The sequence below is a fragment of the Saccharopolyspora hordei genome, assembly GCF_013410345.1.
GTDB lineage: Bacteria > Actinomycetota > Actinomycetes > Mycobacteriales > Pseudonocardiaceae > Saccharopolyspora > Saccharopolyspora hordei.
In genome coordinates this window covers 4239537-4259780 of record NZ_JACCFJ010000001.1, presented here as the reverse complement: position 1 = coordinate 4259780, position 20244 = coordinate 4239537, and the positions used below count along the sequence as shown (strand labels likewise).

Sequence of the window (20244 nt, the reverse complement as noted above, 5' to 3'; positions counted from 1 at the left end):
TGGGGAGGATCCGTTGCCTGGCAACCTGTCCGGGAACCAGGCGACGCGGATGACGTGGCGGCGCCGCACCGCGGTCGAGGCGGACGACCTCGTCGTGCCGTACTGGCAGGCGCACGACGCGGAGCTGCTCTCCGCGGGGCTGGGGGCCATCGCGCGGCGACTGCCGACGCTGGCCCGCGACGCCGTCGGGGTCGCGTGGCAGGCCAGTCGCGCGGACACCGCGGCCACGTTGGGGCTCAACGTGCTGGCGGGCCTGTTCACCGCGTTCGGGCTGCTCGCCACCAACGACGTGCTGGAGTCGCTGTTCGCCGCCGGGGCGACCGCGGACCGGGTGCGTGCGGCGATCCCGGCGCTGCTGGTGGTGGCCGCGGCCGCCGGGCTGCGCGCCGGGATGCTGGCGGTGGCGACCTGGGCCCAGGAACGGCTGAAGCCGCAGGTCGAGCGGTTGGCCGAGACGCGGCTGTTCCGGTTGACCACGCGGGTCGAGCTGACCGCGTTCGACGACGAGGAGTTCCACAACTCCATGCAGCGGGCGCGCGACAACGGCGTGCCCGACTCGGCGACGGTCGTGGAGATGACCGTCAACGTGCTCACCGGAGTGATCGGCGTGCTCTCCGCGGCGATCACCCTGGGCGTGCTGCACCCCGCGCTGATGCCGCTGCTGCTGGTGACGGCGGTGCCGGACGGCTGGGCCGCGCTGCGGTCGGCGCGGATGCGCTACGCGGCCTTCCGCCGGGTCTCCACCGCGCGGCGGCGCAAGTTCCTGCTGTCCGACCTGATGGCCGAGCGACCGCCGGCCGCGGAGGTGCGCGCCTTCACGCTGCGCCGGTTCCTGCTCGACGAGTACGACCGCGTCGCCGACCACGAGCAGCGGGTGGAGCTCGACGTCGCCTGGCAGCGGGCCACCACGCGGATGACCGGCGACCTGCTCGGCGGTGTCGCGCTCGCCGTCGTGTACGCGACGCTCGGGCTGATGCTGGCGTTCGGGGTCGTGCCGCTGGCGGTGGTGGGCACCGCGGTGCTGACCATCCGGGCCAGCCAGTCCTCGCTGACCAGCCTGATGCAATCGGTGAACAAGCTCTACGAGGCCGGGCTGTACTTCGGGGACTACCTGGAGTTCTGCGCGCTGGCCGAACGGTTCGTGCCGCCCGAGCGCAGCGGGGAGCTCGCGCCGTTCCACCGGCTCGAAGCCGACTCGGTGCGCTTCACCTACCCGGGCGCGGAGACGCCCGCGCTCGACGGGGTGAGCGTGGCGGTCGAGCGCGGCGAGGTCGTGGCGCTGGTGGGGGAGAACGGGTCGGGCAAGACGACGCTGGCCAAGCTGCTCGCCGGGCTGTACCGGCCGGACTCCGGCGCGGTCCGCTGGAACGGCGTCGACCTCGCCGAGGTCTCCGGTGACGCGCTGCGCGAACGCATCTCGGTGATCGCCCAGGACCACACCCGGTGGCCGCTCACGGCGGCGCAGAACATCACGATGGGGCGGCCGCGCGACGACGAGCGGATGGACGAGGCCGCGCGCGCGTCCGGGGCGGACGCGGTGCTCGCCCGGCTCGAGCACGGCTACGAGACGCTGCTGGACCGCCGGTTCCGCGGTGGGCACGACCTCTCCGGCGGGCAGTGGCAGCGCATCGCGATCGCCCGCGCCTTCTACCGGGACGCGGACGTGATGGTCTTCGACGAGCCGACCTCGGCGCTGGACCCGCGTGCCGAGCACGCGTTGTTCGAGCGGATCCGCCGGCACGCCGCGGGCCGGACCGTGGTGCTGATCTCGCACCGGCTCTCCAGCGTCCGCTACGCGGACCGGATCTACGTGCTGGACCGCGGTCGCGTCGTGGAGCAGGGCACGCACGCCGAACTGCAGCTGGCCGGCGGTCGCTACGCCGAGCTCTACGAGCTGCAGGCGGCGGCCTACCGAGAGCCGAGCTCGGCATGACGGCCGCCGCCGCGGCTCTGGCGGTGGCCGGGGTGCTGGCCGTCGCCGCGCTCGGGAAGCTGCGCGACCTCGACCGGTTCGCCGAGGCGGTGGCCGGTTACCAGGTCCTGCCGAGCGGGTGGGTCCCGGCCGCGGCGCGTGCCGTCGCGGGCGCCGAGCTGGTGAGCGCGGTGCTGCTGGTGCCGCCTCCGGTGCGGCTGTGGGGGGCGGTGCTCGCGGTGGTGCTGTTCAGCGCGTTCCTGACCGGCATGGGTGTCGTGCTGCGCCGCGGGACGCGGGTCGCCTGCGGCTGCTTCGGCGCGCAGGAGGAGGTCGGCACGGGTTCGCTGACCCGCACGGCGCTGCTGCTGGTGCTGGCGGTGGTCGCGGGGTTCGGCGCGGGCACGCCGTTCGAGCCGGGGCAGCTGCTCGTGGCCGCGCTGCTGGTCGTGGTGGTCTTCGGCGTGGCCGCGCTGGTGTCCCGCCGGGACGGGACGCCGTCGGGGCCGGTGCTGGGGAGCCGGTTCGAGATCGGCACCGACGTCTCGGCCTTCGCCGGGAGCGGGGACCGCGTCCTGTTCGCCTTCGTCTCGCCGCTGTGCGGGGCCTGCCGGGCGATGCTGCCGGAGTTCCGGGCGACCGCCGACCGGGTGCCGGTGGTGCTGGTGAGCTCCGCGGACCAGGTCGCGGTGCGGGAGCACCTCGCCGAGCACGGCGTCGACCTGCCGGTGGTGACCGGACCGGACGTGTTCGACGCCAACGGCGTCCCGGGGCCGCCCTACGTGGTGGTCACCGACGGCTCCGGTGCGGTGCTGGCGCACGGCGGCGCGAACCGACCGGAGCAGGTGGCGCGTCTGCTCGACGCGGCCGGGGTGTGATCCCCGGGCCGACGCGTCCTGAGTGGACGGTCCGTCCGGTCCTCCGTGGAACTGGCTCGCCGCGTGCCGCCACCGGCCGGGGGTGCGGTGGCGGCACGCGGCGTCGTGGGGTCAGCGGAGGCCGCGGCGGGCGAGCTCGGGGTGCACCCCTTCGCCGAACCAGTACGCCTCCTCCAGGTGCGGGTACCCGGAGAGCACGAACTCCTCGATGCCGACCGAGTGGTACTCCTCGATCAGGTCGGCGACCTCGCGGTGGCTGCCGACGAACGCGGTGCCGGCCCCGCCGCGCAGCAGCCCCACCCCGGCCCACAGGCCGGGGTGCACCTCGAGCTGCCGGGCGTCGGTGGGCAGCACCCCGCCGTGCAGGGCGACCATGTTCTGCTGCCCGGTCGCCTCGGACCTCGCGAGCTTGGCCTGCGAGGCGGCGACGTCGGCGGGGTCCATCTGCTCGACGAACCGCTGCGCGGTGGCCCAGGCGTCCTCGCTGGTGTCGCGGGTGATGACGTGCGCGCGGAGGCCGAACCGCAGGGTGCGCCCCTCCTCGGCGGCCAGCTCGCGCAGCACCTTGACCTTGCGCGCCACCGCGTCCGGCGGTTCGCCCCAGGTGAGGTGCACGTCGGCGCGCCGTGCGGCCACCGGCAGCGCGGCCTCCGAGGAGCCGCCGAAGTACAGCGGCGGTGCCGGGTCCGGTGCCTCGAACGCGGTCGCGCCGCGGACCTGGTAGTGCGTGCCGTCGAAGTCGAACGGCTCACCCTCGAAGATCCCGCGCAGCACGGCGAGGAACTCGTCGGTGCGCTCGTAGCGCTGGTCGTGGTCCAGCCAGTCGCCGTAGCGCCGCTGCTCGGTGGACTCACCGCCGGTGACGATGTTGAGCAGCAGCCGCCCACCGGACACCCGCTGGTAGGTGGCGGCGAGCTGGGCGGCCAGCGTGGGGGTCAGCGAACCGGGCCGGAACGCGACCAGGAACTTGATCCGCTGGGTGCGGGCCAGCAGCGCGGCGGTGGTGATCCACGCGTCCTGGCACCAGCTGCCGGTGGGGGTGAGCATCCCGGTGAACCCGAGGTGCTCGGCGGCTTGCGCGACCTGCGCCAGGTAGTCGATGTCCGGTCGGCGCGGCGTGTTCGCGCCCTGCGGTGTCACGTGTGGACGGTCCACGATGGACCGACCGTCCCCGTGGGTGGGCAGGAACCAGTGGGTGGTCACGGCCATGATCTGCTCCAGTCTGCTCAGGCGGCGGCGAGCTGCTCGGCGAAGCGGGTGTCGACGAACTCGGCGAACTTGAACCGGCGGGGGATCTCCTCGGCGGCCACGAACGCGTCGGCGAGCTCCTGCTCGGAGCGGATCACCTCGGCGTCGAGCGGCACGGGCAGGTCCGGCCCGAGCGCGGTGGCGCGCCGGGTCACCTCGACGGAGAGCCCGGTGTCCTCGGCCCAGGCCTGGGCGCGTGCCTCGGGGTTGTCGTGGGCGAACCGCAGCGCCCGGGCCAGCCGCACCAGGTAGTCGGCGATGGCGGAGTTGCGGCCCGCGTCGGCCAGCGCGGCGGGGCTGGCGACCTGGAAGCTGTACCCGTTGGCCGTGCCGGTCCCGTCGGCCAGCACGCGCACGTCGGCCTCGAGCTGCACCTGGGAGAAGTAGGGGTCCCAGATGGCCCACGCGTCCACCGCGCCCTGCTGGAACGCGCCCAGGGCGTCGGACGGCTGCAGGAACACCAGTTCGACGTCGTCCAGGGTGAGGCCGGCCCCGCGCAGCGTCAGCAGGACCTGCCCGTGGGCGGAACTTCCCTTGGCCACCGCGATCGCGCGGCCGCGCAGCTCGTCGACCCGCTGCAGCGGGGAGTTCCCGCGCACCAGCAGGACGTCGCTGGCGACGTTGCCCTTCGAGGCGGCGACCACGCGGATCCCGGCCCCGGCCGCCGCGGCGAACAGCGGGGGAGTGTTGCCGACGCCGCCGATGTCCACCGCCTCCGCCGACACCGCCTCCAGCAGCGGTGGCCCGGACGGGAAGGTGGCCCACTGGACGGTGTAGGGGAAGTCGTCCAGACCCGCCGAGTGCAGCAACGACCGGGAGTTGCCCTTCTGGTCACCGACGCGCAGCGTCACCGAGGAGAGCTGCTCCGGCGGGACCGGTGGCGGGACGGGTGCCTGCTCGGGATCGGCACGGCCACCGCTGCAGGCGGCGAGTAACCCGGTCGAGGACACGGCGAGCACGGTCAGGAAATCACGACGACGCACGGTCGACACGCTCCGATTCACGAGAAGCGGGCAGGGGAGATCGCGGGAAGCGAACGAGGACCACGCCCGCAGGCAGGGGTGCCGCGAGGCGGTTCGAAGAGAAGGCGCCGATGATCAGCGCGCAGGGATCACCGGCGGTGGGTCCGAGAAGACGTCACCGGCGACGACATGCGGAGCTGGCCTGCCGTCGCAGATCGACGTGCAAGCGCCAGGTCAACGCGAAGCGTCCGGTCACGCCGCAGATGCTCGCAGTCCGCGCGCGCCAGCGTCAACGGTGCGGCCGATCCTCCCAGAGATCGGGAAGCGGCCGCCGATCTCGCGTCGGCGGCCGGGGGTGCGACGGCCTCATTCCAAGCGGATCCGCCACTTCTGCGAGGTGAACGCGATGATGGCCACGGCCGCCGAGAAGAACATGGCGCTGCCCTCGCCGAGGAACAGGCACATCACGGCCAGGACGGACGCCACCAGGACCAGCAGCATCCGCGGCGAGAGCTGGAGCCACAACCGACGCAGCGCGCTGGTCTCGGTCAGTCGGCGGGCCAGCTTGGGGTCGTCGCCGATGAGCTGGTTCTCGATCTCCTTCAGGCGGCGACGTTCGTCCCTGGGAAGCATGGCCACCTCCACGGAAGAAGCCTCCTTGAACAAGTATTGCAACGATCGTGGCGGCTGTGAAGGGCAGGCGGAAGGGTCCATCGGCCCGGAGAGCGGCGCTGGCAAGATCGGTGCGTCGGTTCGCCGCGCGTGGGGAGCGAGGATGGAGATCTGGGTCAACCCGGCGTGTTCGAAGTGCCGGTCGGCGCTGTCGACGTTGGACGAGGCGGGGGTGGAGTACACCGTCCGCCGCTACCTGGACGACCCGCCGACGGCCGCGGAGCTGGGCGAGGTGCTCGACCGGCTGGGGCTGGAGCCGTGGGACGTCGCGCGCACCGGGGAGCCGGTGGCCGCGGAGCTCGGGATCGGCTCGTGGCCGAAGGACCCGGCGCACCGGGACCGGTGGATCGCGGTGATGGTCGAGCACCCCGCGCTCATCCAGCGTCCGATCATCACCGCCGACGACGGGACGACGGTGGTGGCGCGGACGCCGGAGGCGGTGCGGTCGGTGCTGCCCTGACGCGCGGGAGCGGGGCGGGTGCGTCCGGCACCCGCCCCGCTCGCTGCTCGGGTCAGGCCGAGACCGGCTCGCGGACCCGGAGGGTCAGCTCGCCGTCGGCGGCGGACACCGACAGCCGCGAGCCCTCGGAGAGCCGGCCGTCCAGGATCAGGTCGCTGATCCGGTCCTCGACCTCGCGCTCGATCGCTCGCCGCAGCGGCCGGGCGCCGAACTCGGGCTGGTAGCCCCGCTCGGAGATCCAGGCCACTGCCGCCTGGTCGAACTCGACGTCGATGCCCAGCTCGCCCAGCCGCCGGACCGTGTGCTCCAGCAGCATCCGGGTGACGGTGTGCAGCTGCTCGCCGTCCAGCCGCTTGAACACCACGATCTCGGTGATGCGGTTGAGGAACTCCGGCCGGAAGGCCTCCCGCAACCGCGGCATGATCCGCTCGTCCAGCGCCGGGTCGGCGTCGTCGGCGGTGAAGCCGATCTTGCCGCCGGGGTTGGAGACGATCTCCGACCCCAGGTTGCTGGTCATGATCAGCACCGTGTTGGTGAAGTCCACGGTGCGACCCTGGCCGTCGGTCAGCCGGCCGTCGTCGAGGACCTGCAGCAGCGTGTTGAACACGTCCGGGTGCGCCTTCTCGACCTCGTCGAGCAGCACCACCGAGTACGGGTTCCGCCGCACGGCCTCGGTCAGCTCACCGGACTCGCCGTGGCCGACGTACCCGGGCGGGGCGCCGACCAAGCGGCTGGCGGTGTGCCGTTCCTGGAACTCGCTCATGTCCAGCCGGACCATCCGCTGCTCGTCGCCGAACAGCGATTCGGCCAGCGCCTTGGCCAGCTCGGTCTTGCCGACCCCGGTCGGGCCGAGGAACAGGAAGCTGCCCACCGGGCGGTTCGGGTCGCCGAGCCCGCTGCGGGAGCGCCGGACCGCGCGGGCCAGCGCGCGCACCGCGTCGTCCTGGCCCACCACGCGCCGGTGCAGCTCCTGCTCGAGGTTCTGCAGCCGCTCCTTCTCGGCGGCGGTCAACCGGCTGACCGGGATCCCGGTGGCCCGGGCCACGACCTCGGCGACGTCCTCGGCGGTGACCTCCAGCGCCCCGGTGGACTCGGCTTCGGTGAGCCGAGCACGGGCCTGGTTGACCTCGTCGCGCAGCGCCGTGGCGCGCTCGTAGTCCTCCTCGGCCACCGCCTGGTCCTTGAGCTCCTCCAGCCGCTCGATGCGGCGGCGCAGCTCGGCCGTGTCCTGGACCGGCGAGGACAGCCGCTTGCGCGCACCGGCCTGGTCGATCAGGTCGATCGCCTTGTCCGGCAGGAACCGGTCGTTGACGTACTGGTGGGACAGCCGGGCCGCGGCGTGCACCGCGTCCTCGGTGTAGCGGACCTGGTGGTGCTGCTCGTAGCGCTGCTGCAGGCCCTGCAGGATCCGCACGGTGTCCGACACGCTCGGCTCGGGCACCTGGACCGGCTGGAACCGGCGCTCCAGCGCGGGGTCCTTCTCGATGTGCTTGCGGTACTCGTCGAGCGTGGTCGCCCCGATCACGTGCAGCTCACCGCGGGCCAGGCGCGGCTTGAGCATGTTGCCCGCGTCCATCGCGCCCTCGGCGCTGCCGGCGCCGACCACCGTGTGCACCTCGTCGATGAACACGACGAGCTCGTCTCGGTGCTCGGAGATCTCGTCGATGACCTTGGTCATCCGTTCCTCGAAGTCACCGCGGTAGCGGGTGCCGGCCAGCATGCTGGACAGGTCCAGCTGCACCACCCGCTTGTCGCGGAGCACCTGCGGCACCTCGCCCGCGGCGATGCGCTGGGCCAGCCCCTCGGCGATCGCGGTCTTGCCGACACCGGCCTCACCGACCAGCACCGGGTTGTTCTTGGTGCGCCGGGACAGGACTTCCACGGTCTGCTCGATCTCGGTGTCGCGGCCGATCACCGGGTCGAGCTCGCCCTCCCGGGCCCGCGCGGTCAGGTCGCGGCCGTACTGGTCGAGGGTGGGGGTGCTGCTGTCCTTGCGCGGCCGCTCCTGCTCGGCGCGCGGGCGCTGGCTCGCGGCGCGCAGCGCCTCGGGGCCGGCGCCGGCCGAGCCGAGCAGCCGCCCGGTCTCGGACTCCGGGCTCGCCGACATCGCCAGCAGCACGTGCAGCGGGCTGATGTAGGTGGAGCCGAACGCGCGGGCGACGCGGTGCGCGTCGGCCAGCACCGTGCGCGCAGCCAGCGTCAGCGTCACCGAGCGCTCGCCGGCGGGTTCACCGGCGGCGGGCAGGTGCGCCTCGACCTCCGCCGCGAAGGTCTCGGGGTCGACGCCGACCTGCTCCAGGTGCTCGCGCGTGGGCTTCTCGTGCGCGGCCGCCCACAGCAGGTGCAACGCGTCCAGGTCGGTCTGCCCGCGCTTGCGCGCGAACTGCGCGGCCGCGGTGACCAGCTGCTGGGCCTGCTCGGTGAGCAGCTGCGAGATGTCGATCCGCCGGGCACCGGACGCGGCGTCATCGGCCCCGAAGAAGCGCGCGAAGTACTCGTCGAACGGGCCGCCGGCCGGTCCGAAGAACATCGCCATGCCAACCTCCTCGCGACGGTGTTGCTGGCTGCCGCCGCCATCTCCTTGAGTCTTCCGTTGTCAACCAACGTCAGCCCCGTCGGAACAATTCCGTGCGAGTGGCGCACATCACGTCGGCTCCTCGGGTCGGGGGTGGACCTCCAGTGCGCTCGAGGGTCGACGCTGGACCCGACGGCGAGCCCGAGGAGAGGTGCTGACATGGGGACTTCGGTGGAGCGGACGGTGTTCGACGAGGCGTACCAGGCGGGCACCGCCCCCTGGGTGATCGGCGAGCCGCAGCCCGCGGTCGTCGAGCTGGAGCGGGCCGGCGGGATCAGCGGGAGGGTGCTCGACCCGGGCTGCGGCACCGGGGAGCACACGATCTTGCTGGCCGAGCTCGGCTACGACGTGCTCGGGGTGGACTTCTCCGTCCCGGCCGTCGAGCGGGCCCAGGCGAACGCGGCCGGCCGCGGCGTGACCGCGCGGTTCGAGGTGGCCGACGCGCTCGCGCTGGAGGGCGGCCCGTACGACACGGTGGTGGACAGCGCGCTGTTCCACGTCTTCGGTCCCGAGGACCGGGAGCGCTACGTGCGCAGCCTGCACGGGGTGTGCCGACCGGGCGCGACCGTGCACGTCCTGGCGCTCTCCGACGTCGAGCCCGGCCTCGGCCCGCGCATCGCGGAGTCGGTGGTCCGGGAGGCCTTCGACGTCCCGGGCTGGCGACTGGAGGAGGTCCGGCAGGACCGCTACCGGGGCGTCGCGCGCGGGGAGCAGGCCGTCGGCTTGGGCGTGGACGACGGTGCGGTGCTGGACGTCCCGGCGTGGCTGGCGCGCGCCACCCGGCTCTGACGTCCACAGTGGACCTGGGGGTGGTCCCGGCCGACCGCGGCTGGCACACTCGGCGCATGACCGAGGATGGTGCGTGCGCGGTGGCGCACGGCGAAGTGCCGGTGGACTCGGAGAGCCGCACGCTGGTCGCGGTGTTCGCCTCCCCGGTGGCGGAGCACCTGCTGCGGTACGGCCGGGACCTGGGTTTCCGAGCGGTGCTGGTCGATCCGGACCCGGAGCGGGCCGCCGCGGCCGGGGCGGCGTCCGAGGTCCCGGAGCTGGGGCCGGACGCGGACGTCGTGGTGACCGACCACCACCGCGCGGAGCTCGGCCCGGTGCTGCGGGACGTGCTCGCGCGCGACGTCCGCTGGGTGGGCGTGATGGGCAACCCGCGCCACCCCGGCCCCCACGTCGCGGCGCTGCGGGAGCTCGGCGTCCCGGACGAGCAGATCGCGCGGGTGCACCGCCCGATCGGCCTGAACATCGGCTCCCGCACCCCGGTGGAGATCGCGATCGCGACCCTGGCCGGGCTGGTGGCCGACCGCAACGGCAAGCCCGGCGGCTTCGAGTTCTGACGGGCCGGGCGGTGAGCAGGCGCTCGCCGCCCCGCTCAGTCCTCCGCGGCGAGGGCGTCGAGGACCGCCTGGCCGTACTTGGCCAGCTTCTGCTCACCGACGCCGCTGATGCCGCCGAGCTCGTCGAGGGTGGTCGGCCGGACCGTGGCGATCTGCCGCAGCGTCGCGTCGTGGAAGATGATGAACGGCGCCTTGCCCTCCTCGCGCGCGGTGGCCAGCCGCCAGGCGCGCAGCTTCTGGAAGACCGGTTCGGCCTCGGCCGGCATCTCCGGCGCCTCCGTCCCGGCGGTCCTGGTGCGGGGCGTCGACGCGACGCGCTTGGGCTCGGTGCGCAGCAGGACCTGGCGGGGGTTCTCCCGGCGCAGCACCTCGGCACTGGCCTCGGTGAGCACCAGCGTGCCGTAGTCGCCCTCGACGGAGAGCAGGCGCTGGGCCAGCAGCTGGCGGACCACGCCGCGCCACTCGGCGTCGCTCAGGTCGGCGCCGACGCCGAACACGCTCAGCGAGTCGTGCCGGAACTGCTCGACCTTCGGCGTCCGCTTGCCGCGCAGGATGTCGATGACCTGCCCGGCGCCGAACCGCTGGTTGCGCTCGCGATCGAGCCGCACCACGGTCGACAGCAGCTTCTGCGCGGCGATCGTGCCGTCCCAGGACTCCGGCGGCGACAGGCAGGTGTCGCAGTTCTGGCACGGGCCCGACGCCTCCTGCCCGAAGTAGGCGAGCAGCTGGGCGCGGCGGCACTCCACCGTCTCGCACAGCGCCAGCATCGAGTCCAGGTGCCGGGACAGCGTGCGGCGGTGCGCCTCGTCGCCCTCGGAGAGGTCGATGAGCTTGCGCTGCTGCACCACGTCCTGCAGGCCGTAGGCCATCCACGCGGTGGAGGGCAGCCCGTCGCGGCCCGCGCGCCCGGTCTCCTGGTAGTAGCCCTCGACCGACTTCGGCAGGTCGAGGTGCGCGACGAAGCGCACGTCGGGCTTGTCGATGCCCATCCCGAACGCGATGGTGGCCACCATCACCAGGCCGTCCTCGCGGAGGAACCGCGCCTGGTGCCGGGCGCGCACCTCCTTGTCCAGCCCGGCGTGGTAGGGCAGCGCCTCGATGCCGTTGGCGACCAGGAACTCGGCGGTGCGCTCCACCTCGGCGCGGGAGAGCCGGTAGACGATCCCGGCGTCCCCCGGGTGCTCGGTGCGCAGGAACGACAGCAGCTGCTTGCGCGGGTCGCTCTTGGGCACGATCCGGTACTGGATGTTCGGCCGGTCGAAGTCGGACACGAAGTGCCGGGCCTCGGTCAGCTCCAGCCGGGTGGCGATCTCGCGGCGGGTCGCCGGGGTGGCGGTGGCGGTCAGCGCGATGCGCGGCACCGAGGGCCAGCGCTGGTGCAGCACCGACAGGTTCAGGTAGTCGGGGCGGAAGTCGTGCCCCCACTGCGCCACGCAGTGGGCCTCGTCGATGGCGAACAGCGCGACCTCGCCGCGGTCGAGCAGCTCCAGCGTCGAGTCCAGGCTCAGCCGCTCCGGCGCCAGGTAGAGCAGGTCGAGCTCCCCGGCGAGGAAGGCCTGCTCGGTGCTGCGGCGCTGCTCGGAGGACTGGGTGGAGTTGAGGAACCCGGCGCGCACCCCGAGCTCGTTGAGCGCGTCCACCTGGTCCTGCATCAGCGCGATGAGCGGGGAGACGACCACCCCCACTCCCGGGCGCACCAGCGCCGGGACCTGGTAGCACAGCGACTTGCCCCCGCCGGTCGGCATCAGCACCAGCGCGTCGCCGCCGCCGATGACGTGCTCGACGATCTCCTGCTGGTGACCGCGGAAGGAGTCGTAGCCGAACACCCGCTGCAGGACGTGCTGCGCATCGCTGCGGTGTTCCGGGGGAGCCACGGAGCGCATCTCGGGCGGTGTCTCCTGGGGTCGTCGGGCGTGGCGGAGCCCCAGTGCCGGCCTGGACCGCCGGGTGCGCGGCGGTCGAGGCGTCCTCGGGGCCGAGTGCCTCGGACGGACGGGATCGTACTCGGACGGGACGACGGCGCCCGCCCCGCCGGTGTCGACACGCCCGCGCGCGTCGGTGGGGAGGCCGTGTGCGTCGGTGGGGAGGCCGTGACGCGCGACCCGCGGGGGCGGGCTGGCACCCGGAATTCCTCGTGAGGAAGAATCGTTCGAGGAAGTGGTTGAACGGCGCACCAGAACGGCGCGATCGGGCCTGCGAGGGAGCTGGCATGCAGTTCGGGATCTTCACGGTCGGCGACGTCACCCCCGACCCGACCAACGGCCGCACGCCCACCGAGGCCGAGCGGATCAAGGCCATGGTGCGGATCGCGCTCAAGGCCGAGGAGGTCGGGCTGGACGTCTTCGCCACCGGGGAGCACCACAACCCGCCGTTCGTGCCGTCCTCGCCGACGACCATGCTCGGCTACATCGCCGCGCGCACCGAGCGGCTGGTCCTGTCCACCGCGACCACGCTGATCACCACCAACGACCCGGTCAAGATCGCCGAGGACTTCGCGATGCTGCAGCACCTGGCCGACGGCCGGGTGGACCTCATGCTGGGGCGCGGCAACACCGCGCCGGTGTACCCGTGGTTCGGCCAGGACATCCGCCAGGGCATCCCGCTGGCGATCGAGAACTACCACCTGCTGCACCGGTTGTGGCGGGAGGACGTGGTGGACTGGGAGGGCAGGTTCCGCACGCCGCTGCGGGGCTTCACCGCCACGCCGCGCCCGCTGGACGGCGTGCCGCCGTTCGTCTGGCACGGGTCCATCCGCAGCCCCGAGATCGCCGAGCAGGCCGCCTACTACGGCGACGGGTTCTTCCACAACAACATCTTCTGGCCCAAGGAGCACACCCAGCGGATGGTCGAGCTGTACCGGCGCCGCTTCGAGCACCACGGGCACGGCTCGGCGGACCAGGCGATCGTCGGCCTGGGCGGGCAGGTGTTCATGCGCAAGAACTCCCAGGACGCGGTGCGCGAGTTCCGGCCGTACTTCGACCACGCGCCGGTCTACGGCGGCGGGCCGTCGCTGGAGGAGTTCAGCGAGCAGACGCCGCTCACCGTCGGCAGCCCGCAGCAGGTCATCGACCGGACGCTGAGCTTCCGCGAGTACGTCGGCGACTACCAGCGCCAGCTGTTCCTCATGGACCACGCCGGGCTGCCGCTGAAGACCGTGCTGGAGCAGTTGGACATCCTCGGCGAGGAGGTCGTCCCGGTGCTGCGCCGGGAGTTCGAGGCGCTGCGGCCCAGCCACGTCCCGCAGGCCCCGACGCACGCCTCGCTGCGGGCCGCCCAGGGGGAGCGCGACTCCGAGGGGGCGGCGGGCTGAGCCCGGTGCCGCCGTCCGGGGGAGCTGCGCGCTTCCGCGGGAAATCGCGCCGTGGCGGCGCTACGGTGGCGGGGTGGGTGATCGGGTCCCGGTGTCCGAGCCGGTCGGAGTGGCCGAGGTCGTCGCGGCGCTGCGGGCCGCGGGCGTGGAACTGGTCGAGCTGTCCGCTGTGGACAACGCGGGGACCGTGCGGGTCAAGGCCGTGCCGGTGGAGCGGCTGTCCGCGGCGGCGCGGTTCGGGGTGGGCATCTCGCCTTGCTTCGAGACGTTCACCTTCGACGACGTGATGGTGCCCGGCCGCTACCTGGGCGGCCCGGACGGCGACCTGCGCCTGGTGCCGGACCTGGGGCGACTGGTGCGGTTGGCCGCGATGCCGGGGTGGGCCTGGGCGCCCGCCGACAAGTTCACCCAGGACGGCGACCGGTTCGTCGCCTGCCAGCGGGCGTTCGCCGTCCGGCAGGTCGAGTCCGCCGCCGAGGCGGGCCTGCGGGTCTCCGCGGCGTTCGAGCACGAGTGGGCGCTGGGGCGGCCCGACACCGAGGACTTCGTCCCGGCCTTCGACGGTCCCGCCTACGGCCAGGTGCGGCTGGAGGCCACCGCCGACTACGCGCGCGAGCTCGTCGGGGCGCTGCGCGAGCAGGGGCTGGCGGTCCAGCAGTTCCACCCGGAGTACGCGCTCGGCCAGGTCGAGCTCTCGGTGGCCGCGGCCGACCCGGTGACCGCGGCCGACGACGCGGTGCTGGTGCGGCACACCGTGCGGGCGGTGTCGCGGCGGCACGGGTGGCGGGCCAGCTTCGCCCCCTGCCTGGTGCCGGGAGGCGCCGGTTCCGGCGGGCACCTGCACCTGTCGGTGCACGACGCGGACGGCAACCTGTTCGCCGGGGGCGGCGGGCCGCACGGGCTGCGCCCGGCGGGGGAGGCGTTCCTGGCCGGTGTGCTGCGGGAACTGCCCGCGCTGCTGGCGATCGGCGCGGGCAGTCCGGCGAGCTTCCTGCGGCTGGAGCCGTCCCGCTGGGCCGGGGTGTGGCAGGTGTGGGGGCGCGAGGCGCGGGAGGCCGCGCTGCGGTTGGTCACCGGCACGGTCGGCACCGAGCAGTGGGCCGCCAACGCCGAGGTCAAGTGCTTCGACGCCACCGCGAACCCCTACCTGGCGGTCGGCGCGGTGGTCGCGGCCGGGCTGGCCGGGGTGCGCGAGGGGCTCGCGCTGCCCGCGGAGGTCACCGGCGATCCGGTCGCGCTGTCCGAGGACCGCCGGGCCGCCGCCGGGATCCGCCGCCTGCCCACGAGCGCGGCGGAGGCCGCCGACGCCTTGGCGGACTCGACGGTGCTGGCGGAGGTGATGGGCCCGGAACTGCACGACGCCGTGCTCACCGTCCGCCGCGCCGAGGCCGAGCGCTTCGCCGACGCCGAGCCGGCCGAGATCGCGGCAGCGACCCGCTGGCGCTGGTGACCGGCGGGCGTGCCGTCCGGCGCGCTGACGGCGCGGTCGTGGTCCGGGAGTCGCCGGGGGAACCGGGACCTCGTCGTCCACACCAGACAGTCCGGGCGTGGTCGCACCGGCCGGAACCGTCCGGTGTGGATGGTCACCAGGAGCCCTGTGGGGGCTTCGGGGTGCCGACCGCGGGCGATCGGGCCGGTCCCGCGGCGGGCCGTTCCGGGTGGTGTTGGCCATCCCGCTCTGGCACGGGTGCGGACCGTGCGCCAGTATGCTCGAGTCCGCTGGTGAAGGGATGGACGCGATGCCTGAGGTGACCGACCCGCCCGCCCGCGGCACGCGTCCGCGCAACCGGCGGGCGCTGATCACCGCCGCTGCCGCGGACCTGTTCTACCGGCAGGGCTACGCGCGGGTGGGCATGAGCGACATCGCCGAGGCCGTCGGGGTCGGCTCCTCGGCGCTGTACCGGCACTTCGCCGGCAAGCAGCAGCTGCTCACCCGGGTGGTGCTCGACGAGCTGCGCCCCTTCGTCGAGATCACCGCCGACGTCTCCGACCTGGACCAGGCGGTGGACCGGCTCGCCGCCGCCGCCCTGGAGCACCGCCAGCTGGGCGTGCTCTGGCAGCGCGAGGCCCGGCAGCTGCCCGAGGAGCAGCGCGACGCGCTGCGCCAGGAGCTGCGCGAGGTCGCCAGCGGCCTGGCCGAGCTGGCCCGCGCCTTCCGGCCCGAGCTGACCGGGCAGGACGCCCGGTTCCGCGCCTGGTGCATGTTCAGCGCGCTGACCAGCCCCTCCTACCACCAGGTGGACCTGCCGCGACGCGAGTTCGAACACCTGCTGCGGGCCATGGTGGTGGTCATCGCCACCCAGCCCCCGCACCGGTTCGCCGAGCACCGCGGCGACTCCGAGCAGCGGGCCGCGCTGTTCGCCGGCCGCGCCTCCCGGCGGCGGTTGCTGCTGGCAGCGGCGACACGGCTGTTCTCCGACGCCGGCTACACCAAGGTCACCACGGAGGACGTGGGCGCGGCGGCCGGGATCGCTGGCCCCAGCCTCTACAACTACTTCGCCAGCAAGCAGGAGCTGCTCAGCACCGTGATCACCCGCGGCAACGCGTGGCTGGAGGTGGAGCTGGAACGCACCCTGGCCGGCACCCCGGCCGCGGACGACGCGCTGCGCGAGCTGCTGCGCTCCTACATCACTTTCGCGTTCGACCACGGGCGCTTCATCGACATCCTGGTCAGCGAGGTCAACCACCTGCCGGACGCGGAGCGGCACCGGGCTCGGCAGACCCAGCACGCCTACGTCGCCGAGTGGGTCGGCCTGCTGTGCGAGGCCCGGCCCGAGCTGGACCAGGTGCGCTCCCGGATCCTGGTGCAGGCGGCCCTGACGGTGGCCAACGACATGGCGCGCACCGGCGCGGTCCGCGACGTGGACGCGCTGCTGCGGGTCGGCACGGCGCTGATGCTGGACACCCCGGTCGGCGATCGCCCGCTCGGCCGATGAGGCGGCTATCGGCCGTTCACTTACTCGGCGAGTTCGCAGCCAGTCGTAGTGTGCTGGGAGCTACTCGCACATCACTTCCGCGTTGACTTCGGCACGGCGGCCGAACTAACCTCCGCGAGGGCCAGTGCTGCCCCCGCCGAGACCGCGGCGGGCGCGGATACTGGGGTCGAGCAGGTAACGAGGACGGGTTGGTTGCATGAGCAGCGCGACGGAGCCGGTCGGTCAGCCACCGGTGGACGTGCCGGACATCCACACGACCGCGGGCAAGCTGGCGGACCTGTACCGGCGCAACGACGAGGCGGTGCACGCCGGCTCGGAGCGCGCGGTGGCCAAGCAGCACGCCAAGGGCAAGCACACCGCCCGTGAACGCATCGACATGCTGCTGGACCCGGGCTCGTTCGTGGAGCTCGACGAGCACGCCCGGCACCGCTCCACCAACTTCGGGCTGGACGCCAACCGCCCCTACGGCGACGGCGTGGTGACCGGCTACGGCACCGTCGACGGCCGCAAGGTGTGCGTGTTCTCCCAGGACTTCACCGTCTTCGGCGGGTCGCTGGGCGAGGTCTTCGGCGAGAAGATCGTCAAGGTCATGGACCTGGCGCTGAAGACCGGCTGCCCGCTGATCGGCATCAACGACTCCGGCGGCGCGCGGATCCAGGAGGGTGTGGCGGCCCTGGGCCTCTACGCGGAGATCTTCAAGCGCAACACCCACGCCTCCGGCGTGATCCCGCAGATCTCGCTCATCATGGGCCCGTGCGCGGGCGGCGCGGTGTACTCGCCGGCGATCACCGACTTCACCGTGATGGTCGACCAGACCTCGCACATGTTCATCACCGGTCCGGACGTGATCAAGACGGTGACCGGTGAGGACGTCACCTTCGAGGACCTCGGCGGCGCCCGCACGCACAACTCCCGCTCGGGCAACGCGCACTACCTGGCCTCCGACGAGGACGACGCCATCGCCTACGTCAAGGAACTGCTGTCGTTCCTGCCGAGCAACAACCTCTCCGAGCCCCCGGCCTTCGACGCCGAGGTCCCCGAGGGCGCGATCGCGGACTCGATCACCGACTTCGACCGCGAGCTGGACGTGCTGGTGCCGGACTCGCCGAACCAGCCCTACGACATGCACCAGGTCATCACCCACGTCGTGGACGACGAGGACTTCCTGGAGGTCGGGGCGCTGTTCGCGCCGAACATCATCACCGGCTTCGGGCGCGTCGAGGGCCGCGCGGTGGGCGTGGTGGCCAACCAGCCCACCCAGCTCGCCGGCACCCTGGACATCGACGCCAGCGAGAAGGCGGCGCGCTTCGTGCGGACCTGCGACGCCTTCAACATCCCGGTGCTGACCTTCGTGGACGTGCCGGGCTTCCTGCCGGGCACCGACCAGGAGTGGAACGGCATCATCCGCCGCGGGGCGAAGCTGCTCTACGCCTACGCCGAGGCGACCGTCCCGCTGGTCACCGTGATCACGCGCAAGGCCTACGGCGGTGCCTACGACGTGATGGGCTCCAAGCACCTGGGCGCGGACATCAACCTGGCCTGGCCGACGGCGCAGATCGCGGTGATGGGCGCGCAGGGCGCGGTGAACATCCTCTACCGGCGGCGACTGGCCGAGGCGCAGGAGAACGGCGAGGACGTCGAAGCGGTGCGCGCGCAGTTGCAGCAGGAGTACGAGGACACCCTGTGCAACCCGTACGTCGCCGCGGAGCGCGGCTACGTCGACTCGGTCATCCCGCCGTCGTTCACCCGCGGGTACGTGGCGCGGTCGCTGCGGATGCTGCGCGACAAGCGGGAGAGCCTGCCCGCCAAGAAGCACGGCAACATCCCGCTGTGACGCCCGCCGGAGGAGGTGCGTGATGAGCCACGACGCGGACGCGGCGCCGGAACGGCCGGTGCTGCGCATCGTGCGCGGCGACCCCGACGAGGTCGAGATCGCCGCGCTGACCGCGGCGCTGACCGGGTTGGCCGCGGCCCAGTCCGGCGCGGCCGAGCCGCGGGAGGAGCCGATGTCGCTGTGGGGCGACCCGGTCGCGGCGGTCCGCCACCCGGCGGGCCGGCGGCCGTTGCGCCCCGGTCCGCACGCCTGGCGCGCGTCGGCGCTGCCGGGCTGAGGTGCCCAGACGAGTTGTCCGCCAGCCGTCCGGCGTCGCGCCGGGAGTTGAGGAGTTGACCACTGTGGACGTGACGCCGATCAGCAAGGTCCTGGTCGCCAACCGCGGTGAGATCGCGGTGCGGGTGATCCGCGCGTGCAAGGACGAGGGCATCGCCTCGGTCGCCGTGTACGCCGAACCGGACGCCGACGCGCAGTTCGTGCGGATGGCCGACGAGGCCTTCGCGCTGGGTGGCTCGACGCCCGGCGAGTCGTACCTGAACATCGACAAGATCATCGACGTGGCCAAGCGCTCCGAGGCCGACGCGGTGCACCCGGGTTACGGGTTCCTGTCGGAGAACGCCGACTTCGCCCAGGCGGTGCTGGACGCGGGCCTGGTCTGGATCGGCCCGTCGCCGCAGGCGATCCGCGACCTCGGTGACAAGGTCACCGCCCGGCACATCGCCACCCGGGCCGGGGCGCCGCTGGTGCCCGGCACCAAGGACCCGGTGTCCGGTGCCGACGAGGTGGTGGCCTTCGCCGAGGAGCACGGCCTGCCGGTGGCCATCAAGGCCGCGTTCGGCGGTGGCGGGCGCGGGCTGAAGGTCGCCCGGTCCCTCGAGGAGATCCCCGAGCTGTACGCCTCGGCGGTGCGCGAGGCGGAGACCGCGTTCGGGCGCGGTGAGTGCTTCGTGGAGCGCTACCTGGACCGCCCGCGGCACGTGGAGGCCCAGGTGCTGGCCGACCAGCACGGCAACGTGGTCGTCGTCGGCACCCGCGACTGCTCGCTGCAGCGCCGGCACCAGAAGCTGGTCGAGGAGGCCCCGGCGCCGTTCCTCACCGACGAGCAGCGCCGCACCATCCACGAGGCGGCCCGCGGCATCTGCGCCGAGGCCGGCTACCACGGCGCGGGCACCGTGGAGTTCCTGGTCGGGCTGGACGGGACCATCTCGTTCCTGGAGGTCAACACCCGGCTGCAGGTGGAGCACCCGGTGTCGGAGGAGACCACCGGCATCGACCTGGTGCGCCAGCAGTTCCGCATCGCCGCGGGGGAGCGGCTGGAGATCACCGAGGACCCGCAGCCGCGCGGCCACTCCATCGAGTTCCGCATCAACGGCGAGGACGCGGGCCGGAACTTCCTGCCCGCGCCGGGCACCGTGACCCGCTTCGTCGCGCCGCAGGGCCCGGGCGTGCGGGTGGACTCGGGCGTGGAGACCGGCAGCGTGATCGGCGGGCAGTTCGACTCGCTGCTGGCGAAGGTGATCGTGACCGGCGCGGACCGCCAGCAGGCGCTGGAGCGCTCGCGGCGCGTCCTGGACGAGATGGTCGTCGAGGGCATGGCCACGGTCCTGCCGTTCCACCGGCTGATCGTGCGGGACCCGGCGTTCGTCGGCACCGACGGCTTCACCGTGCACACCCGCTGGATCGAGACCGAGTTCGACGGCACCATCGAGCCGTTCACCGACGCGGCGGAGGTCGCCGAGCCGCAGCAGCGCCAGACCATCACCGTCGAGGTCGGCGGTCGGCGCCTGGAGGTGACCCTGCCTGCCGAGCTGGCGGTCTCCGGCGCCGCCCCGGCGGCGAAAGCCAAGCCGCGCAAGCGCTCCTCCGGCAAGGCCGGGTCGGCGGTCTCCGGTGACGCGGTGACGGCGCCGATGCAGGGCACCATCGTCAAGGTCTCCGTCACCGACGGCCAGCAGGTGGAGGCCGGCGAGCAGATCGCGGTGCTGGAAGCGATGAAGATGGAGAACCCGGTGACGGCCCACAAGTCGGGCACGGTCACGGGCCTCTCGGCGCAACCGGGCGACTCGGTCTCCCAGGGCACCACCCTCTGCGAGATCAAGGACTGAGCGCGGTCC

16 protein-coding genes are annotated in these 20244 nt (G+C 73.2%); 11 read left to right on the top strand and 5 right to left on the bottom strand.

Going from position 1 to position 20244, the window contains the following annotated elements; all coding sequences use genetic code 11:
* Nucleotides 1-13 precede the first annotated feature (13 nt).
* Together HNR68_RS19520 and HNR68_RS19515 are read left to right on the top strand one after the other, a co-directional pair.
* Nucleotides 14-1933 carry an ABC transporter ATP-binding protein gene (locus tag HNR68_RS19520; RefSeq protein WP_246330492.1) on the top strand — a complete coding sequence of 640 codons (1920 nt, stop codon included), beginning with the start codon at nt 14-16 and terminating at the stop codon, nt 1931-1933.
* The gene (locus HNR68_RS19515) at nt 1930-2790 is read left to right on the top strand and encodes a MauE/DoxX family redox-associated membrane protein (RefSeq protein ID WP_179723181.1); all 861 of its coding nucleotides are present in this window, start codon (nt 1930-1932) and stop codon (nt 2788-2790) included. Before HNR68_RS19520 ends, HNR68_RS19515 begins: the two co-directional genes overlap by 4 nt.
* Nucleotides 2791-2901: 111 nt before the next feature.
* On the opposite strand, the gene HNR68_RS19510 is transcribed toward HNR68_RS19515, so the two are convergent.
* The 3 genes from HNR68_RS19510 to HNR68_RS19500 form a co-directional block, all read right to left on the bottom strand.
* Nucleotides 2902-3999, bottom strand: a complete 1098-nt coding sequence (locus HNR68_RS19510; RefSeq protein ID WP_179723179.1) for an LLM class flavin-dependent oxidoreductase — start codon at nt 3997-3999, stop codon at nt 2902-2904.
* A gap of 17 nt (nt 4000-4016) precedes the next feature.
* Nucleotides 4017-5021, bottom strand: a complete 1005-nt coding sequence (locus HNR68_RS19505; protein ID WP_343050260.1) for an ABC transporter substrate-binding protein — start codon at nt 5019-5021, stop codon at nt 4017-4019.
* 345 nt (nt 5022-5366) lie between these two features.
* Nucleotides 5367-5633 (bottom strand): DUF3040 domain-containing protein, encoded by a 267-nt coding sequence (locus tag HNR68_RS19500; protein ID WP_179723177.1) that lies wholly within the window; start codon nt 5631-5633, stop codon nt 5367-5369.
* Nucleotides 5634-5775: 142 nt separating this feature from the next.
* On the opposite strand from HNR68_RS19500, the gene HNR68_RS19495 reads away from it, so the two are divergent.
* Nucleotides 5776-6132, top strand: coding sequence for an arsenate reductase family protein (locus HNR68_RS19495; RefSeq protein ID WP_179723175.1), 357 nt, complete (start codon nt 5776-5778; stop codon nt 6130-6132).
* Nucleotides 6133-6184: 52 nt separating this feature from the next.
* Here HNR68_RS19495 and HNR68_RS19490 read toward each other — a convergent pair whose 3' ends face one another.
* A complete protein-coding gene (locus HNR68_RS19490) occupies nt 6185-8668 on the bottom strand; it encodes an ATP-dependent Clp protease ATP-binding subunit (protein WP_179723173.1) in 2484 nt (827 codons plus the stop codon).
* Nucleotides 8669-8866: 198 nt separating this feature from the next.
* On the opposite strand from HNR68_RS19490, the gene HNR68_RS19485 reads away from it, so the two are divergent.
* Together HNR68_RS19485 and HNR68_RS19480 are read left to right on the top strand one after the other, a co-directional pair.
* Nucleotides 8867-9496, top strand: coding sequence for a class I SAM-dependent methyltransferase (locus HNR68_RS19485; RefSeq protein WP_179723171.1), 630 nt, complete (start codon nt 8867-8869; stop codon nt 9494-9496).
* A gap of 56 nt (nt 9497-9552) precedes the next feature.
* On the top strand, nt 9553-10050 hold the full coding sequence (locus HNR68_RS19480; RefSeq protein WP_179723169.1) for an XdhC family protein: 498 nt from the start codon (nt 9553-9555) through the stop codon (nt 10048-10050).
* Nucleotides 10051-10085: 35 nt separating this feature from the next.
* Here the strand turns inward: HNR68_RS19480 and recQ are convergent, their stop codons facing one another.
* Nucleotides 10086-11933, bottom strand: a complete 1848-nt coding sequence (gene recQ, locus HNR68_RS19475) for a DNA helicase RecQ (RefSeq protein WP_179723167.1) — start codon at nt 11931-11933, stop codon at nt 10086-10088.
* Between the two features lie 326 nt (nt 11934-12259).
* On the opposite strand from recQ, the gene HNR68_RS19470 reads away from it, so the two are divergent.
* The 6 genes from HNR68_RS19470 (at nt 12260) to HNR68_RS19445 (ending at nt 20235) form a co-directional block, all read left to right on the top strand.
* Nucleotides 12260-13360, top strand: a complete 1101-nt coding sequence (locus tag HNR68_RS19470) for an LLM class flavin-dependent oxidoreductase (protein WP_179723165.1) — start codon at nt 12260-12262, stop codon at nt 13358-13360.
* 73 nt (nt 13361-13433) lie between these two features.
* Complete coding sequence (locus HNR68_RS19465; RefSeq protein ID WP_179723163.1) at nt 13434-14810, top strand: type I glutamate--ammonia ligase; 1377 nt, start codon at nt 13434-13436, stop codon at nt 14808-14810.
* A 289-nt stretch (nt 14811-15099) separates the two neighbouring features.
* Nucleotides 15100-16296 (top strand): TetR/AcrR family transcriptional regulator, encoded by a 1197-nt coding sequence (locus tag HNR68_RS19460; protein ID WP_179723161.1) that lies wholly within the window; start codon nt 15100-15102, stop codon nt 16294-16296.
* A 196-nt stretch (nt 16297-16492) separates the two neighbouring features.
* Nucleotides 16493-18130, top strand: a complete 1638-nt coding sequence (locus tag HNR68_RS19455) for an acyl-CoA carboxylase subunit beta (protein WP_179723159.1) — start codon at nt 16493-16495, stop codon at nt 18128-18130.
* A gap of 22 nt (nt 18131-18152) precedes the next feature.
* Nucleotides 18153-18407, top strand: a complete 255-nt coding sequence (locus tag HNR68_RS19450) for an acyl-CoA carboxylase epsilon subunit (protein ID WP_179723157.1) — start codon at nt 18153-18155, stop codon at nt 18405-18407.
* A 64-nt stretch (nt 18408-18471) separates the two neighbouring features.
* A complete protein-coding gene (locus HNR68_RS19445; protein WP_179725262.1) occupies nt 18472-20235 on the top strand; it encodes an ATP-binding protein in 1764 nt (587 codons plus the stop codon).
* The last annotated feature ends 9 nt before the right edge of the window (nt 20236-20244 follow it).

What these genes read in the sequence shown, in the direction of transcription:
- HNR68_RS19455 (WP_179723159.1), top strand. Translation starts at nt 16,493, where the DNA reads ATGAGCAGCGCGACGGAGCCGGTCGGTCAGCCACCGGTGGACGTGCCG.
- HNR68_RS19450 (WP_179723157.1), top strand. Translation starts at nt 18,153, where the DNA reads ATGAGCCACGACGCGGACGCGGCGCCGGAACGGCCGGTGCTGCGCATC.
- HNR68_RS19495 (WP_179723175.1), top strand. Translation starts at nt 5,776, where the DNA reads ATGGAGATCTGGGTCAACCCGGCGTGTTCGAAGTGCCGGTCGGCGCTG.
- HNR68_RS19480 (WP_179723169.1), top strand. Translation starts at nt 9,553, where the DNA reads ATGACCGAGGATGGTGCGTGCGCGGTGGCGCACGGCGAAGTGCCGGTG.
- HNR68_RS19460 (WP_179723161.1), top strand. Translation starts at nt 15,100, where the DNA reads ATGCCTGAGGTGACCGACCCGCCCGCCCGCGGCACGCGTCCGCGCAAC.
- recQ (WP_179723167.1), bottom strand. Translation starts at nt 11,933, where the DNA reads ATGCGCTCCGTGGCTCCCCCGGAACACCGCAGCGATGCGCAGCACGTC.
- HNR68_RS19485 (WP_179723171.1), top strand. Translation starts at nt 8,867, where the DNA reads ATGGGGACTTCGGTGGAGCGGACGGTGTTCGACGAGGCGTACCAGGCG.
- HNR68_RS19515 (WP_179723181.1), top strand. Translation starts at nt 1,930, where the DNA reads ATGACGGCCGCCGCCGCGGCTCTGGCGGTGGCCGGGGTGCTGGCCGTC.
- HNR68_RS19500 (WP_179723177.1), bottom strand. Translation starts at nt 5,633, where the DNA reads ATGCTTCCCAGGGACGAACGTCGCCGCCTGAAGGAGATCGAGAACCAG.
- HNR68_RS19510 (WP_179723179.1), bottom strand. Translation starts at nt 3,999, where the DNA reads ATGGCCGTGACCACCCACTGGTTCCTGCCCACCCACGGGGACGGTCGG.
- HNR68_RS19490 (WP_179723173.1), bottom strand. Translation starts at nt 8,668, where the DNA reads ATGGCGATGTTCTTCGGACCGGCCGGCGGCCCGTTCGACGAGTACTTC.
- HNR68_RS19470 (WP_179723165.1), top strand. Translation starts at nt 12,260, where the DNA reads ATGCAGTTCGGGATCTTCACGGTCGGCGACGTCACCCCCGACCCGACC.